The sequence below is a fragment of the Micromonospora sp. R311 genome, from assembly GCF_056780015.1.
The window spans coordinates 1-15,278 of the sequence record NZ_JBSWCE010000010.1 but is presented as its reverse complement, the minus strand read 5'-3'; the positions used below and the strand labels follow the sequence as shown (position 1 = coordinate 15,278).

The following is a 15,278-nucleotide window of genomic DNA, read 5'->3' as shown; positions in this document are numbered from 1 at the left end:
GCTCGGCGTCGTCGTGGCGACCGCCTCAGTCGCCGTCGCGCCCGCCGGAACCGCGCCAGTCCAGGCAGACCACGACCGCGTCGTCGCGCAGACCCGTGTCCGCGTGCCAGGCGTGCAGTTCGCGCATCACCGTACCAACTGCCTCCGCCGGCGGCTGCAGCCGTGTGGACCGCATCGCCCGCGCCATCGCCCGCTCCCCGTACGCCTCCCGGTCGGCCGGCGCGGCGGCCCACACCCCGTCGCTGACCACGAAGAGCCGGTCCCCCGGCGCCAGGTCGAACTCCTGCAGGTCGTACCGGGCCTCGGCGAACATGCCCAACGGCAGCTGCTGCTCCAGGCTGATCGTGTCGACCACGCCGCCACGCAGCCGCAGCAGGCGCGGCGAACCGGCGTCCACCGCCCGCACCCGGCCGGCGACCGTGTCCAGCTCCAGCAGCAGCGTCGCCACGTAGCGGTGACCGCGGTGCTGGTAGAAGACCGTGTCGGAGGCGAGCTCGGCCTGCTCGGTCAGGCTGCCGCCGGAGCGGCGGGCGTTGCGCAGCGCGTTCACGGTCACCGCGGTCAGCAGCGAGGCCGCCAGCCCGATGCCGGATCCGTTGAGCACGGTCAGGGTGAGCCGGTCACCGTCGAGCGACCAGTCGAAGTGGTCACCGCCCACCGTGTACGCCGGCTCCAACTGCCCGGCGAGCTGGAACGCGTGATGGCTGACGCCGCGCCCCGGCAGCAGCTCCCACTGCATCTCCGCGGCCATGCTGAGCCGCTCCCGCCGGCGGGCCCGGCGGTAGCGGTCGGTCTCCCGGTCCGCCGCGCGCAGCACCACCGCCAGTTCGCCGGCGATGTCCCCGGCGCGCTCCACGGTGGCCGGGCCGGGCGCGGTGGGAAACTCGACCAGCAGCACGCCGAGCCGCTCCCCCCACACCGACAGCGGCAGGTAGAGGCGGCACCCGCCGTGCCCGGCGCCGTCGAGCACCGGCTGCTGGCTGCTGAAACACCGCTGCGCCATGCCCGGGCTGGGCAGGAAGCCGGCCTCGGGCAGGTCCGGATCCAGCACCGGCCAGAGCCCGCTGATCCGGTAGTCGGCGAGGAACACGTTGGTCCGCGTCGCGCCCAACGTGGACCGGATGGCCCGGTCGGCGGCCTCCGCCACCTGGTCGGGCGGGGACTCGCGCAGCGCACGCGACAACCCGCCGGGCGCGTCCAACATGGTTCTCCTCCGGCAACACTTGCTGTAGGGCAAGCATCATACGGAGGCCGCCCGGAGCGCGCCGACCGGGCGGGCCGCCCGCCCGGGTCAGTCCGCCGAGCGCACGGCCACCGCGCCGTAGAAGGCGTCCGGCACCTCGGCCGGCGGGCCGGCCGGGCGCCACCGGGCGATCGGCACGATGCCCTCGGCCGTGGGCCGCCACCGGCCGAGCAGCGGCGCGAACGCCTCCGGCCGGCGCATCCGGAACGCCGGACCCATCATCGCCAGGGCCTGCGGGTGGTCGGCCAGTTCGTCGGTGTCGAAGTCGATCGCGAGATGACTGCCCGGGGCAACGGCGGTGTACAGCTCGTCGAGGGTGCGGGCGAGCGTGTCGTCGTCGAGGAACGCGGCCAGCCCCAGGAAGACCACCCCGACCGGCCGCCTCCCCCACCCCGGCACGAACCGGTGCAGCTGCGCCCGGTCGATGGTGCCGATGTCGGTGGCGTCGCCGTAGCCGTAGTCGGCCCGGTCGCTGCCGGCCAGGATCCGCTGACCGAGGCGGATGGTGACCGGGTCCACATCGGTGTAGAGCACGGTGGCCTCCGGGGCGACCTCGTGCACGTTGCCCATCGTGGGCACCCCGGCGCCGAAGACCAGGAAGCTGTCCACCCCCTCCGCGACGATCGCCCGCACCGCCCGGCCGAGGAACTCGCGAAGCTCCCGGAAGACCGGCGCGCACGGCCCGTACGCCTGCTCGAAGGCGCGCGCCGCGGCCACGTCGACCGGGAAGTGGTGCTCCCCGCCGAGCCAGAAATCGATCATCCGCGCGGTGCTCGGCTGGTCGGGTTCAACCATCGATGACGCTCCCTCCCCGGTGGTCGTCGCCAGCGTACCGACCGGACGTCCTGGCCGGTATCGCCCCGCCGGCACGCCACCGGCCGCGATACTGACCCGGAACCGGCGGGAGGTGGACGGTGAACTCGGCGAACGGCGCGGCCGTGGTGGTTGGCGTGGACGGCTCGCAGCCGGCGCTGCGGGCCGTACGCCTGGCGGCGGTCGAGGCGCGTCGGCGCAACCGGCCGCTGCGGGTCGTGCACGGCTTCATCTGGCCGCTGCTGCACGTGCCGGTGGAGGCCCCCGCCGCCGGACCGCCCGGCAGCGGGCTGCGGCAGCAGGCCGAGCGGCTGGTCGCCGAAGCGGTGGCCGAGGCCGAGGCGGTGGTACCCGGGCTGCGCGTCACCGGCGAGATCATTGACGGGGAGGCCGCCGCGGTGCTGCTCGGCGAGTCGCCGGCCGCCGCGATGATCGTGCTCGGTGACCGCGGGCTCGGCGGCTTCTCCGCGCTGGTGGTCGGCTCGGTCGCGGTGCAGGTCGCCTCCTACGCCGACTGCCCGGTGCTGGTCGCCCGCGGCACCGACCGGGCCGACGGTCCGGTCGTGGTCGGCGTGGACGGTTCCGAGACGTCCCGGCTCGCCGCGGAGTTCGCGGTCGAGGAGGCCTCGACGCGCGGCGCCGAGGTGCTGGCCCTGCACGCCTACCGGCACCCGGTCTCCACCGGCCCCGGCGACATGCAACCCCTCGTCTACGACGACACCGAGCTGCGCTCCGAGGAGCAGCGGGTGCTCGCGGAGGCCCTGGGCGGGCTCGCCGAACGCTGGCCCGACGTGCCGATCAGCGGGCGGACGGTCCGGGGGCGCCCGGCGGCCGTGCTCAACGACGCCTCCCGCCGCGCCCAACTGCTGGTGGTCGGTCGGCAGGCACGCGGCGAGTTCACCGGGTTTCTGCTGGGCTCGGTGAGCCAGGCGGTGCTGCACCACGCCGACTGCCCGGTCGCGGTGATCCGCACGCCGCGCTGAGCCGGGCGCGGGGTTGGCCCGGCCACAGGCGGGTAGACGCACGCGGTACGCCGACGGGCGGACGCAGCGACCGGAGGAGGCAGTGATGCCAGGACCACGGCCGGGCAGCAACGCGTACGACAAGCAGCGCGCGCGCATCCGTAACGCGATCGACGATTCCGGACGCCGGGTGCCGGACCGCAAGGCCAACGAGGTGGCCAACCGGATCCTGCAGGACGACCGGGGGCAGCGGGGCGTCGTGCGCGGCGAACGGACGTACGGGCCCAAGGGTGAACGCGAACCCGGGGATCCCAAGTGAGAGGCGGCAGCCTGGCCGACGGGGTGATCGTCGGGGCGGTCGGCAGCACCGCGCTGAACGTGGTGACCTACCTGGACATGGTGGTGCGCGGCCGCCCGGCGAGCAGCACGCCGGAGGAGAGCGCCGGCCGGCTGGCCGGGGTGGCGCACGTCGACCTCGGCCCCGGGGACCGGGCGGCCAACCGCCGCTCGGGCCTCGGGCCCCTGCTCGGCTACGGCGCGGGGGTCGCCGCCGCGGTCGGTTTCGCGCTGCTCACCCGTGGCCGCCGGCAACCGCTGGCGCTGGCCTCCGCGCTGCTCGGCGGGGGTGTGATGACGATCTCCGACGGCGGCCTGACCGCGCTGGGCGTGACCGACCCGCGGACGTGGCGCCACGCGGACTGGCTGGCCGACATCGTGCCGCACCTGGCGTACGGCCTGGCGGCCGCAGCCACCTGGAACCGGCTGCGGCCGCCCACCGGGCGGGGCTGAGTCAGCCCCGCCCGTCGCTCTCGTCGTCGGCCACCGGCTCTGCCGTCGGGCCGTACGGCGAGATCTGTCCCTTCGGCACCGGACGCCCGGTGTCCCCCTTGGACGAACCGCGGTTGAGAGGATGACCGGTCGGCTTCGGACCCTTGCTGTACTGGCTCGTGGCGCCCTTGTCGTTGCGCCGGAGCTCCTCCTGCTGCGGGTTGACCACGGTGTCTCCTTCCGCTGGACGGCACCCGGCGGCGCCGCGTCCGCCACCGGTTACCCGCCGCCGCAGGCGCCATGCCGCAGCCGGACCGGCCGGCGAGGGGTGACCGGCCGCAGCACGGGTACCCCCGGCAGATGGGCGACGACCGGACCGTGGCGCGGGTCCTGCTGGACCGGGGCGGACGCACGTACGCGGAGGAGGCCGGCATCCGGCTCGCCGACCGGCCGGCCCCGCTCTACCAGCTGCTGGTGCTCGCCACCCTGCTGAGCACCCGGATCCGGGCCCAGGTCGCGGTGGCGGCCGCCCGGGAGCTGTTCACCGCCGGCTACCGCACGCCGCAGGCCATGGAGGCGGCCAGCTGGCAGGACCGGGTGGACGCGCTGGGCCGCGGCCACTACCGCCGCTACGACGAGCGGACCTCGACGATGCTCGGCACCGGCGCCCGGCTCTGCCTGGACCGCTGGCGCGGCGACCTGCGCCGCCTGCACCGGGAGGCGGACGGCGACCCGGCCGGGTTGCGTCGGCGGCTGACCGAGTTCCCCGGCATCGGCCCGACCGGCGCCGACATCTTCCTGCGCGAGGCGCAGACGGTCTGGCCCGACGTGCGCCCGTACGCCGACCGGCGGGCGCTGGCCGGGGCGAAGCGGCTGGGCCTGCCCACCTCGCCGGACCGGCTGGCCGGGCTGGTCGGCTCGGCCGAGTTCGGCCGGCTCGCCTCGGCGCTGGTCCGGGTCGCGCTGGGCGAGGAGTCCGCCGGGGAGGTCAGCCGCAGCGCCGCCGCCGGCTGAGGCTCACTTCGCCGAGGTGTTCCCCGGCTTGGTCAGGTGCCAGACCAACAGTGCCGCGAGCAGGGCGAGCACCACGAGGCCGCCGGTGACCCCGCCGCCCTCCTCGGGGCTGCGGCCGGTGGTGCCGAAGTAGATCACCGCGAGCCCGGCGAGCACCGTGACGAAGGTACGCATTCCTCGGTCCCTCACGTACCAGACGCTACGGGCGCTGATCGGGGTGTATCGGCTTTTCCGGACACGATCCCCCGACCGGGTGGCGTCGGCGCCGCCCCGGCGGTCAGCCGCCGGCGGGGAACTCACGCAGCCGGACACCCACGTCGGCCAGGTCGTGCAGCGGGAAGTCGCCGGCCAGCAGCAGCGAGCCGTCCGGTTCCCGGGTCACCCCGGACACGTCCCGGTCGGTCTCGTCGTACAGCTCCCCGACCACCTCCTCCAGCAGGTCCTCGACCGTGATCATGCCGGCGACCCCGCCGTGCTCGTCCACCACCAGCGCCAGCTTCTGGTGGTGCTGGCGTAGCTGGCGCAACGCGTCGGCCACCGGCAGGGTGCCGGGCAGCAGCAGCGGCGGGCGGGCCCGGTCCCCCACCGTCCGCGGCCCGGCGTCGACCAGGTCCCGGATGTGCACCACCCCGCACACGTCGTCCAGCCCGCCGGGGCCGCCGACCGGGGCGCGCGACCGCCCGGCCTCGGCCAGCCGGCGCAGCCCGTCCCCGGTGGGTAGCGCGGCCGGCAGCATGGTCACCGCCGGCCAGGCGCACCACCGTGTCGGTGGCCGCGCTCAGCAACCAGATCGCCGGCCGGGAGAGCCGGGCCAGCAGGTCCAGCGGGCGGGCACTGAGCAGCCCTCACCGCTCGGCCCGCTGCATCGCCAGCCACTTCGGCGCCAGCTCGCCGACGACCAGGGTGACGAAGGTGAGCAGCACGGTGACCGCCACCACCGCGGTCGGCCGGGCCGCCCCGCCGAGGAAGCCGAGCGGCCCGACCAGCGGCTCGGCCAGCGAGACCGCGGCCGCCGCCGAGGCGAGGAAACCGGCGAGGGTGATGCCGAGCTGGAGATGGTGGCCAGGTAACGGTTCGGGTCGCGGACCAGCCGGGCCAGCCGTTCCCCGGAGCCGCTGCGCCGGCTCAGCTGGCGGACCTGCCCCTCGCGGAGCGTCACCAGCGCCATCTCGCTGCCGGAGAGCGCCGCGTTGACCAGGATCAGCACGGCCACCAGCGCGAGCTGCCCGAGGTGCCCGCCCATCTCAGTCGACCTCCAGGTCGTCCAGCGAGATCTTGTGCGACATCAGCCACCGGGCCAGCGCCGACATCCCGAACAGCCACAGCGGCGCGGACTCCGTGGTGCCGTTGGTGGCGAAGATGGCGAACCGCAGGTCGGGCGCCCGGTACGCCTCGATCCGCCACTTGTGCTGCCGGTCCCGCCAGACCGCGGAAGGGTCCATGCCGCCACGCTAGGTGACCCGCGCGGTCCGGCGGGCCGCCTTGGCCACGTCCCCCGCGGCCCGGCCTACCCCCTGCCGGCGACCACGATCCGGGCGTCGTCGGGCAGCCGGCGGGTCGCGCCGCGCCGGTCCAGCAGTTCCAGCAGCGGTACGGCGACCCGCCGGGTGGTGTCCAGCGCCTGCCGGGCGGCGCTGAGCGTGAACGGCTGGGGCAGCCGGGCCAGCACCCGCACCGCGTCGTCGACGGCACCGGGCAGCAGCACCACGTTCTCGGCCAGCCGCAGCAGCGCACCGGCCCGCACCGCGGCGCCGATCTCGCGCGGACCCAGCCCGAGGTCGGCGAGGTGGGCGGCCTCCGGGGCGCGGAACGGGCGGTCGGCGTACTCGGCCCGGACCCGGGCCACGGCGCGCGCCACCGGCTCGGGCAGCGCCTCCGCGGCGGACGCGGTGACCCGCCCGGCCCGCAGCCGCAACGGCGGCCGGACCAGGGCCTCGACCAGCACCCGGTCGGGCAGGTCCAGGCGCCGCCGGAGCAGCTCGACCGGCGCGCCGGGCTCCAGCGGGTGGTCCCGGCCGTACCGGGCGACCGCCTCGACCAGTCGGGCGGCGAGCTGCCGCCAGTGCTGCGGATCGGCCAGCCAGTCTCCGGCGACCGGCCGGGCGGTGACCTCGACCCCGGTGCGGACCAGGTCGGTGGCCCGGGCTAGCCGGCGGCGGCGCAGCTCGCCGGCGAGGTCGGGGCGGCCGTCCAGGCCCGCGAGCACCGCGGCACGGGCGGCCGCGGCGCCCCGGCGGGTCAGCGGCGGGGGCGCCACGTCCAGCACGGTGACTCCGCCGGCGACGTGGTGGCGGCCCGGGTCGCGCAGCAGCGCCCGGTCGCCGATCAGCAGCGGCAACGGGCGGGCCAGCCGCAGCCGGGCGGTGTCCGGGCCGAGCGGCCGGACCCGGGCCGGCACCGCGGCGGATCCGACGTGCAGGGTGAGGGCGGCCGGCAGGTCGGCGACCGGGTCACCGGCGAGCCGGACGTCGAGCAGGTCGGTCGGCCGGAACCGGCCGGGACTTAGCAGCGCGTCCCCGCGGGCCAGCCGGTCGCGCGGGACGCCCCGCAGGTTCACCGCCACCCGGGCGACGGCGGCGACCTCGGCGCGGGCCTGGTGGAGCGAGTGCAGGCCGCGCACCCGCACCGGCTCGCCGGTGGCCGCGAGTTCCAGCTCGTCGCCGACGCGCAGCCGGCCGGCGCCGAGGGTGCCGGTGACCACCGTGCCGCTGCCCCGGACGGTGAAGCAGCGGTCCACCCAGAGCCGCACCGGCGCGTCCGCCGCCGGTGTCGGCAGCCGGGCGGCCAGCCGGTCCAGCGCCACCCGCAGCTCGGGCAGGCCGGCGCCGGTGACCGCGCTGACCGCGACCGCCTCGACCGCGCCGAGCGAGGTCGCGGCGAGCTCCGCCCGGGCCCGGGCCAGCGCCGGGCCCGGGTCGGCCAGGTCCGCGCGGGTCACCACCAGCAGGCCGTACGACACCCCGAGCGCGTCCAGCGCGGCCAGGTGCTCGGCGGACTGCGGCATCCAGCCCTCGTCGGCGGCCACCACCACCAGCGCGGCCGGCACCGGGCCCACCCCGGCGAGCATGTTCGGCACGAACCGCTCGTGCCCGGGCACGTCGACGAAGGCGACCGTCCCGCCGGCGGGCAGCGTGGTCCAGGCGAAACCCAGGTCGATGGTCATGCCCCGGCGACGCTCCTCGGCCCAGCGGTCCGGTTCCATCCCGGTCAACGCCCGCACCAGCGTCGACTTGCCGTGGTCCACGTGCCCGGCGGTGGCCACCACCCACATGCTCAGCAGTCCCCCGGCACGCGCAGCACGGCGACCCGCACCGCGTCGTCGGCGTCGGCGGGCACGCAGCGCAGGTCCAGCAGCAGCCGGCCGCGCACCACCCGGCCGAGCACCGGCGGATCGCCGGTGCGCAGCGGCTCGGCGTACCGCTCGGGCAGGCTGAGCGCCCACGAGTCCAGTGCCACGCCGGGAGCGCCGCCTCCGCCGACCACCGCGGCGGTCGGCACCACCTCGGCCTTACAGCCGTCCCCGGCGAGCCGGTCGCGCAGCCGTTCGGTCCGCTCGCGCAGCGCCCCGGCGTCGGCGTGCAGCGCCGCCCGGGTCGGGGTGGCCGGGTCGCCGACGGTGGCGGCGAGCGCGGCGAGGGTCAACTTGTCCACCCGCAGCGCCCGGGCGAGCGGGTGCCGGCGCAGCCGGTCGACCAGTTCGGCGGCGCCGAGCAGCAGCCCGGCCTGCGGGCCGCCGAGCAGCTTGTCGCCGCTGGCGGTGACCAGTGCCGCGCCGGCACGCAGGGTGCTCGCGGCGTCCGGCTCGTCGGGCAGCAGCGGGTCCGGGGCGAGCAGCCCGGAGCCGATGTCGGCGACCACCGGCACGCCGAGGGTGGCCAGGGCGCGCACCGGCACCGCCGAGGTGAAGCCGGTGACCTGGAAGTTCGACGGGTGCACCTTGAGCACGAAGCCGGTGCGCGGGCCGAGCACGGCGGCGTAGTCGGCGAGGGTGGTGCGGTTGGTGGTGCCCACCTCGCGCAGCCGGGCGCCGGTGCTCTCCAGCAGGTCCGGCAGGCGGAACCCGTCGCCGATCTCCACCAGTTCGCCGCGGCTGACCACGATCTCGCCGCCGGCGGCCAGCGCGGTGGCGGCGAGCACCAGGGCGGCGGCGCCGTTGTTGACCACGTGCACCGCGCCGGCGCCCGGCACCGCGGCCGCGAGGGCGTCCAGGGCGTCCCGGCCCCGCCGCGCCCGCCGGCCGGTGCGCAGGTCGAGTTCCACGTCGGTGTGCCCGGCGGCGGCGACCACCGCGGCGACGGCGGCGGCCGACAGCGGCGCCCGGCCGAGGTTGGTGTGCAGCACCACCCCGGTCGCGTTGAGCACCGCCCGGGGCGCCGGCGCGGGCAGCGCGCCGAGCGCCACGTCGCGTACCTCGTCGGGGCTGATCTCGCCGCGCCGGGCCCGCTCCTGGGCCCGGCGGACGGCGGCCCTGACCCGGTCCCGGCCGAGCGTGGCCGCCGCGGCGGCCAACCCGGGTTCGGCGAGCAGCGCGTCGGTGCGCGGCACGCGCCGACGCGGATCGGCGTCGCCGTCCCCTGTCACGTCATCTCCCCGCTGGCTTGGCGGAGACGGACGGGAATCGAACCCGCCTGGCCCGGGTCCCGGACCACACCGGTTTTGAAGACCGGGAGGGGCACCAGCCGCCTGAACGCCTCCACCGAGCATTTGACCACAGCGGGGCGTCGACCGGGTGGCGAAGGGTCAGCCCTCGCCGCGGGCCAGGCGTTCGCGCTGCGGCACCACCGTGTACTTCGGATCCCGCGCCGACGCGACCCCGCCGTGGAAGACGCCGAACCGGGTGGCCACCGACGCGGCCAGCAGCGCCGCACCGGAGAACGCGGAGACCGTCCGGCTGCGCCGGCCGAGCAGCGCGCCGGCCACCCCGGCGACGGTCAGCGCCCGGCCGGCGCGCAGCAGCCGCCCGGCCCGGCCGGTGCGGTACGGCTCGCTGAGCAGCCCGAGCCGGGTCTCCACCCGGTGCACGCCGTACAGCTCCAGCGCCGCCCCGGCCACCGCCATCCGCCGGGCCGGGCCGGCCTGCCCGAGCGGCGCGGCGAGCAGACCCACGCCGGCGCCGCTGGCCAGCGCGCTGCCCGCGAAGACGACCGGCAGTTCCGGGTACGCCTCGTGCCAGGACGGCACGGCCGTGTCGGCCAGCAGCACCCCGGTGTACGTGGCCAGCGCCGGCGCGGTGACCGCGGCGGCCAGCCCGGCGGCGTGCCCCACCGGCGGCAGCACCCGGCGGGCCAGCCCGGGCAGGCCGTGCGCGGGCAGCCGGTCGGCCGCCTCGGCGACCGCGGCCACGCCGGCGGCCGGCCCGAAGGCGGTGAGGATCCAGGTGCCCACCGACATCGGCGAGGTCGGTTTGGCCACCCGCAGCATGTGGTGGAACCGCTCCGGCCGGCCCAGGTCGTGGATCAGGAAGGCGGCGCTGGCGGTGACCGCCGCCAGCGAGGTGACCCGCCCGGCCCGGCGCAGCGCCGGCCGCCCGGTGAGCTGCCCGCCGGCCGCCAGCAGCGACGAGCCGGCCGCCAGGCCGCCGGTGAACAGGTACGCGGCGATGTCCCACTTCCAGACCGGGGCCTTCAGGATCGGCCGGCCGTAGTAGGAGGTGAACTCGGCCTCCGGGACGGTGAGTTCCTCGCCGCCGCGCCGGCGCCGGCCGCCGCGGCGCCGCTCGGTCGGGGCGGCCGGAGTGGCCGGGGACGCCTCCAGGCCGGCCGCGGCCGCCCCGGCGTCGCTGCGCGCGGCGCCGGCCCCGGTGCCGATGGAGCGCCCACCCCTCGCCTCCGGTCCCCGCGCCGGATCACCCGGCCCGCGGCCGGAGGCGGGACCGGTCGCCGCTGCTTCGGCGTCACCACCGGCGAGCCGGGTGCGGAAGCGGCGGAACCGGTCGCCGGCCGGGCGGTACGCACTCACGAGGAACCTCCGACGAACGCGGCGACCGCGGCCGCCGCCATGGCCAGCGCGGCCAGGCCGGCCCGCTTCCACATCTTCGGCAGGTCCCGGGTGGTGACCACCGGGTCCGGCGGCAGCCCGTACACCTCCGGGGCGTCCAGCAGCAGGAAGAACGCCCCGTCACCGCCGACCCCGTCGGTCGGGTCGTGCCCGTACAGCCGCGCCTCCGGCACGTCCCGGGCGTGCAGGGTGGCCACCCGGGCGGCGGCCCGTTCGCGCAGTTCCTCCAGCGGGCCGTACTGGATGGAGTCGGTCGGGCAGGCCTGCGCGCAGGCCGGCGTCATCCCGACCCCGATCCGGTCGTAGCAGAGCGTGCACTTCCACGCCCGGCCGTCGCCCTTGCGCTGGTCGATCACTCCGTAGGGGCAGGCGGAGATGCAGTAGCCGCAGCCGTTGCAGATGTCCTCCTGCACCACCACCGTGCCGAACTCTGTCCGGAACAGCGACCCGGTCGGGCAGACGTCCAGGCAGGCCGCGTGGGTGCAGTGCTTGCAGACGTCGGACATCATCAGCCAGCGGAAGTCGGTCCGACCCTCGGCGCTGCCGGTCCGGCCCGGCGGCCCGTCGCCGGGCATGCCGAGGAACTGCGGCGTGGCGGCCATCGGGGCGGCGTCCGCGCCGGCGGCCATCCGGGCGGCGGCGTCCGGCGAGCCGGGCGGCACCCCCGGGTCGGTGCCGGTCGGGTTGCCGGTGCCGGCGCCCACCGCCGCCGAGGAGGCGCTCACCGACCCGCCGGTCGGGTTCCCGGCGAACGGGGGCGTCCGGTGCCCGGCCGGGCGGGGCTGCTCGACGAAGGCGACGTGCCGCCACGAGTTGGCGGTCAACGCGCCCGTGTTGTCGTACGACATGCCCAGCAGGTCCAGCCCGGAGCCGGGGACGTCGTTCCACTCCTTGCAGGCCACCTCGCACGCCTTGCAGCCGATGCAGACGCTGGTGTCGGTGAAGAAGCCCATCCGGGGTGGGGCGTCGGACCAGCCGGCGTCCGGGGCCGGGTCCGCCGGGCCGTAGTAGCTGTTCGGGTCGGGGCTCATCGGGCCGCTCCCCCGTCCGGCCGGTGCTCTGTGGCGGGGTGCGCGCCGGGGGTGACGGTGGGCGGCCGCTCACCGGGTTCCATGCCGGCCCGGCGTCGGTAGTCGGCCACCAGGTCCAGCAGGGCCGGCCCGGTGGGCCGCCGGCCGGGTCGTACGTCGCAGGTACCGATCTTGCTCTCCTGGATCAGCACGTTCGGGTCGAGGGTGATCCCGAACAGGTCGTTGGCCGAGTCGCCGGTGACCAGCCCCTCGCCGCCGAAGTGGTACGGCAGCCAGAGCTGATGGATCACCCGGCCGTCCACCCGCAACGGGGTGAGCCGGTCAGTGACCAGCACTTTCGCCTCGATGACCGCCCGCCCGCTGACCAGGTGCGCCCAGCCCAGGTGCGCCAGGCCCACCTCGGCCGCCAGTTCCGGGGACACCTCGACGAACATCTCCGGCTGCAACTCGGCCAGCGGCCGGACGGTGCGGCTCATCCCGCCCGCGGTGTGGTGCTCGGTGAGCCGGCTGACCGTGAACACGTACGGGAAGACCTGGCTGTGTTCCTCCGGCGGGCTGGGGTTCACCGAGTTCACCGGGTGCGCGTACACCTTGCGGGTCGGGTTGGACTGCTGCCGGTAGAGCGGGTTGCGCACCGGCGACTCGGCCGGCTCGTAGTGCGTCGGCAGCGGGCCGTCGATCAACCCGCTCGGCGCGTACAGCCAGCCCTTGCCGTCGCTCTGCATGACGAAGGCGTCGTCGCCGGCGATCCCCGCCGGGCCGGACGTGCCCGGTTGCGGCCGGTACGTCGGCGGCTTGGTCTTCTCGAAGTCCGGCACGTCGTAGCCGGTCCACTCGCCGGCGTCGGCGTCCCACCAGACGTACTTCTTCCGCTCGCTCCACGGCCGGCCCTGCGGATCGGCGGAGGCCCGGTTGTAGAGGGTGCGCCGGTTGGCCGGCCACGCCCAGCCCCATTCGGCGGCCACCCAGTCCTGCTCGTGCCGGGACTTGCGGCGGGCGGCCTGATTGACCCCGTCGGCGTACACCCCGGTGTAGATCCAGCAGCCCACCACGGTCGTGCCGTCGTCGCGGGCCTCGGTGAACGAGGCCAGCGGGCGGCCGGTCGCCACCTCGTACCCGTTGATCTCGCGCAGCACCGCCTCGGCGCTCGGCTCGGCGAGCGGACCGTGCGTGGGATAGTCCCAGGCCAGGTCGAGCAGGGCGCGGTCCCGCGGGTGCGGGGAGGCGGCCAGCTTCTCCCGCAGCTTGCGCCCCAGGTGGTAGAAGAACCACAGCTCGGAGCGGCAGTCACCCGGCGGGTCGAGGGCCTTCTCCCGCCACTGCAGCAGCCGCTGCGTCTGGGTGAAGGTGCCCTCCTTCTCCACGTGCGACGCGGCGGGCAGGAAGAACACCTCGGTGCGGCACTGCTCCGGGACGATCTCGCCGGTGGCCACCTCGGGGCTGTTCCGCCAGAACGTGGCACTTTCGATCATGAACAGGTCGCGGACCACCAGCCAGTCCAGGTTGGCCATGCCCAACCGCTGCGCGCGGCCGTGCGCCGAGCCGACGGCCGGGTTCTGGCCGAGCAGGAAGTAGCCCTTCACCTTGCCGTCGATCATGTTCAGCACCTGCTGGTAGGTGCCGTGGTCGCCGGTCATCCGGGGCAGGTAGCCGTAGCAGAAGTCGTTCTCCGGCGTCGCCGCCTCACCCCAGTACGCCTTGAGCAGGCTGGCGCCGTAGGCCCGGGCGTTGCCCCAGAACCCCTTCTGGCCCGGATGGCGGATGCTGTCCACCCACTCGTCGAAGGTCGGGTGGTCGGCGTGGTGCGGCATCGGCAGGTAGCCGGGGAGCAGGTTGAACAGCGTCGGGATGTCGGTGGAGCCCTGAATGCTGGCGTGCCCGCGCAGCGCCAGCACCCCGCCGCCCGGCCGGCCCACATTGCCCAGCAGCAGCTGGATGATCGCGCCGGTGCGGATGTACTGCACCCCGACGCTGTGCTGGGTCCAGCCGACCGAGTAGATCAGCACGCCGGTCCGCTCCCGGCCCGAGTTCTCCGTCCAGGCCCGGGCCAGCTCGAGGAACTTCTCCCGTGGGATGCCGCAGACCCGCTCCACCATCTCCGGTGTGTAGCGGGCGAAGTGCCGCTTGAGGATCTGGTAGACGCAGCGTGGGTGCTGCAACGTCTCGTCCCGCTCGGTCTGCCCCGGGATCGGCGACCCGTGCGACTCGTGCCGCAGCCCCGCCGCGGCGTCCCGTTCCCGGTCACTGTCCGCCGCGGAATGCTCCCCCTCCTGGCCCGCGTACTGCCAGCTGGTCCGGCGGTACGTGCCGGTGTCCGGGTCGAAGCCCGAGAAGAAGCCGTCGCCGTCCTCGGTGTCGACGAACTGCTCGCTGACGATCGTCGCGGCGTTGGTGTACGCCAGCACGTACTCCCGGAAGTCCAGCTCGTTCGCCAGGATGTAGTTCACCACCCCGCCGAGCAGGGCGATGTCCGACCCGGCCCGGATCGGCAGGTACGTGTCGGCCAGCGCGCTGGTCCGGGTGAACCGCGGGTCGACGTGGAAGACCTTGGCGCCGCGCCGCTTGGCCTCCATCACCCACTGGAAGCCCACCGGGTGGGCCTCGGCCATGTTCGAGCCCTGGATGACGATGACGTCAGCGTTGGCGACGTCCTGCTGGAAGTCCGTCGCGCCACCGCGACCGAAGCTGGTCCCCAGACCGGGAACGGTGGCGGAGTGTCAAATCCGGGCCTGGTTCTCGATCTGGAGCGCCCCCATCGCGGTGAACAGCTTCTTGATGAGGTAGTTCTCCTCGTTGTCCAGCGTCGCCCCGCCCAGGCTGGAGATGCCAAATGTCCGGTTGAGCGGCCGGCCCTCGCTGTCCACGTCCTCCCAGGTCTGCTCGCGGGCGGCGAGGATCCGGTCGGCGATCATGTCGAGCGCGACGTCGAGGTCCAGGTCCTCCCACTCCGTGCCGTACGGCCGGCGGTAGCGGACCTTCGTCTGCCGCAGCGGGCTGGTGACCAGGCTCTTGCTGGCAGCGCCCTTCGGGCAGAGCCGGCCCCGCGAGATCGGGCTGTCCGGGTCGCCCTCGATCTGGGTGACCCGGTTGTCCTTGACGAAGACCCGCTGGCCGCAGCCGACCGCGCAGTAGGGGCAGACCGAGCGGGCCACGCTGTCGGCGGTCTCGGTGCGGGCGGTCAGTTCCGCCGAGCGGGCCGACTGCGCCGCGGTGCCCCGGCCGAGCGGGTCGGTGCCGGTGAGCTGCCGGTAGACCGGCCAGCCCTCGATGAAGGTGCGGATGCCCACTGCCACACCCCCTTCGCCCCGACGCCGACCCCTCGAACATAGGCCAGCCGACGCCCGCCCGCGACCCGTCTGACCGATCTTCACGTCCCGGTGTAGACAGCGCCGCCCCCGGGCCAGGTGGGCTCCGGGGGCGGTGCTGGGGTGTCGGTGTGCAGGTCGCCTC

The 15,278-nt window shown here is 75.7% G+C and carries 13 protein-coding genes, 1 tRNA gene and 2 pseudogenes; 4 read left to right on the top strand and 12 right to left on the bottom strand.

Going from position 1 to position 15,278, the window contains the following annotated elements:
* Nucleotides 1-25: 25 nt before the first annotated feature.
* On the bottom strand, nucleotides 26-1,204 hold the full coding sequence (locus AC1WTP_RS10530; protein ID WP_481649031.1) for a PP2C family protein-serine/threonine phosphatase: 1,179 nt from the start codon (nucleotides 1,202-1,204) through the stop codon (nucleotides 26-28).
* Nucleotides 1,205-1,291: 87 nt separating this feature from the next.
* Nucleotides 1,292-2,038 (bottom strand): SAM-dependent methyltransferase, encoded by a 747-nt coding sequence (locus tag AC1WTP_RS10525; protein WP_481649030.1) that lies wholly within the window; start codon nucleotides 2,036-2,038, stop codon nucleotides 1,292-1,294.
* 119 nt (nucleotides 2,039-2,157) lie between these two features.
* Between AC1WTP_RS10525 and AC1WTP_RS10520 the strand changes: the two genes are divergently transcribed.
* From AC1WTP_RS10520 to AC1WTP_RS10510, 3 genes are all read left to right on the top strand, one after another.
* Nucleotides 2,158-3,039 (top strand): universal stress protein, encoded by an 882-nt coding sequence (locus AC1WTP_RS10520; RefSeq protein WP_481649029.1) that lies wholly within the window; start codon nucleotides 2,158-2,160, stop codon nucleotides 3,037-3,039.
* 85 nt (nucleotides 3,040-3,124) lie between these two features.
* Nucleotides 3,125-3,337 carry a phosphatidylethanolamine-binding protein gene (locus AC1WTP_RS10515; protein WP_481649028.1) on the top strand — a complete coding sequence of 71 codons (213 nt, stop codon included), beginning with the start codon at nucleotides 3,125-3,127 and terminating at the stop codon, nucleotides 3,335-3,337.
* Nucleotides 3,334-3,807 (top strand): hypothetical protein, encoded by a 474-nt coding sequence (locus AC1WTP_RS10510; RefSeq protein ID WP_481649027.1) that lies wholly within the window; start codon nucleotides 3,334-3,336, stop codon nucleotides 3,805-3,807. Before AC1WTP_RS10515 ends, AC1WTP_RS10510 begins: the two co-directional genes overlap by 4 nt.
* Nucleotide 3,808: 1 nt before the next feature.
* On the opposite strand, the gene AC1WTP_RS10505 is transcribed toward AC1WTP_RS10510, so the two are convergent.
* The gene (locus AC1WTP_RS10505; RefSeq protein ID WP_481649026.1) at nucleotides 3,809-4,015 is read right to left on the bottom strand and encodes a hypothetical protein; all 207 of its coding nucleotides are present in this window, start codon (nucleotides 4,013-4,015) and stop codon (nucleotides 3,809-3,811) included.
* A gap of 131 nt (nucleotides 4,016-4,146) precedes the next feature.
* Between AC1WTP_RS10505 and AC1WTP_RS10500 the strand changes: the two genes are divergently transcribed.
* A complete protein-coding gene (locus AC1WTP_RS10500; protein ID WP_481649025.1) occupies nucleotides 4,147-4,800 on the top strand; it encodes a hypothetical protein in 654 nt (217 codons plus the stop codon).
* Between the two features lie 3 nt (nucleotides 4,801-4,803).
* Here the strand turns inward: AC1WTP_RS10500 and AC1WTP_RS10495 are convergent, their stop codons facing one another.
* The 9 genes and pseudogenes from AC1WTP_RS10495 to fdh form a co-directional block, all read right to left on the bottom strand.
* The gene (locus AC1WTP_RS10495; protein ID WP_481649189.1) at nucleotides 4,804-4,989 is read right to left on the bottom strand and encodes a hypothetical protein; all 186 of its coding nucleotides are present in this window, start codon (nucleotides 4,987-4,989) and stop codon (nucleotides 4,804-4,806) included.
* Between the two features lie 112 nt (nucleotides 4,990-5,101).
* A pseudogene (locus AC1WTP_RS10490) lies at nucleotides 5,102-6,043 on the bottom strand (hemolysin family protein); the annotation flags it as partial.
* 1 nt (nucleotide 6,044) lies between these two features.
* On the bottom strand, nucleotides 6,045-6,242 hold the full coding sequence (locus AC1WTP_RS10485) for a hypothetical protein (protein ID WP_393007638.1): 198 nt from the start codon (nucleotides 6,240-6,242) through the stop codon (nucleotides 6,045-6,047).
* A 65-nt stretch (nucleotides 6,243-6,307) separates the two neighbouring features.
* On the bottom strand, nucleotides 6,308-8,071 hold the full coding sequence (gene selB / locus AC1WTP_RS10480; RefSeq protein ID WP_481649024.1) for a selenocysteine-specific translation elongation factor: 1,764 nt from the start codon (nucleotides 8,069-8,071) through the stop codon (nucleotides 6,308-6,310).
* Nucleotides 8,072-8,073: 2 nt separating this feature from the next.
* The gene (gene selA / locus AC1WTP_RS10475; protein WP_481649023.1) at nucleotides 8,074-9,381 is read right to left on the bottom strand and encodes an L-seryl-tRNA(Sec) selenium transferase; all 1,308 of its coding nucleotides are present in this window, start codon (nucleotides 9,379-9,381) and stop codon (nucleotides 8,074-8,076) included.
* 18 nt (nucleotides 9,382-9,399) lie between these two features.
* Nucleotides 9,400-9,495: transfer RNA gene (locus tag AC1WTP_RS10470), tRNA-Sec, on the bottom strand.
* A gap of 45 nt (nucleotides 9,496-9,540) precedes the next feature.
* The gene (nrfD, locus tag AC1WTP_RS10465) at nucleotides 9,541-10,554 is read right to left on the bottom strand and encodes an NrfD/PsrC family molybdoenzyme membrane anchor subunit (protein ID WP_481649181.1); all 1,014 of its coding nucleotides are present in this window, start codon (nucleotides 10,552-10,554) and stop codon (nucleotides 9,541-9,543) included.
* 200 nt (nucleotides 10,555-10,754) lie between these two features.
* Nucleotides 10,755-11,828 carry a 4Fe-4S dicluster domain-containing protein gene (locus tag AC1WTP_RS10460; RefSeq protein ID WP_481649022.1) on the bottom strand — a complete coding sequence of 358 codons (1,074 nt, stop codon included), beginning with the start codon at nucleotides 11,826-11,828 and terminating at the stop codon, nucleotides 10,755-10,757.
* 41 nt (nucleotides 11,829-11,869) lie between these two features.
* Nucleotides 11,870-15,115 (bottom strand): annotated as a pseudogene (fdh, locus tag AC1WTP_RS10455) (formate dehydrogenase); the annotation flags it as partial.
* Nucleotides 15,116-15,278: the final 163 nt, after the last annotated feature.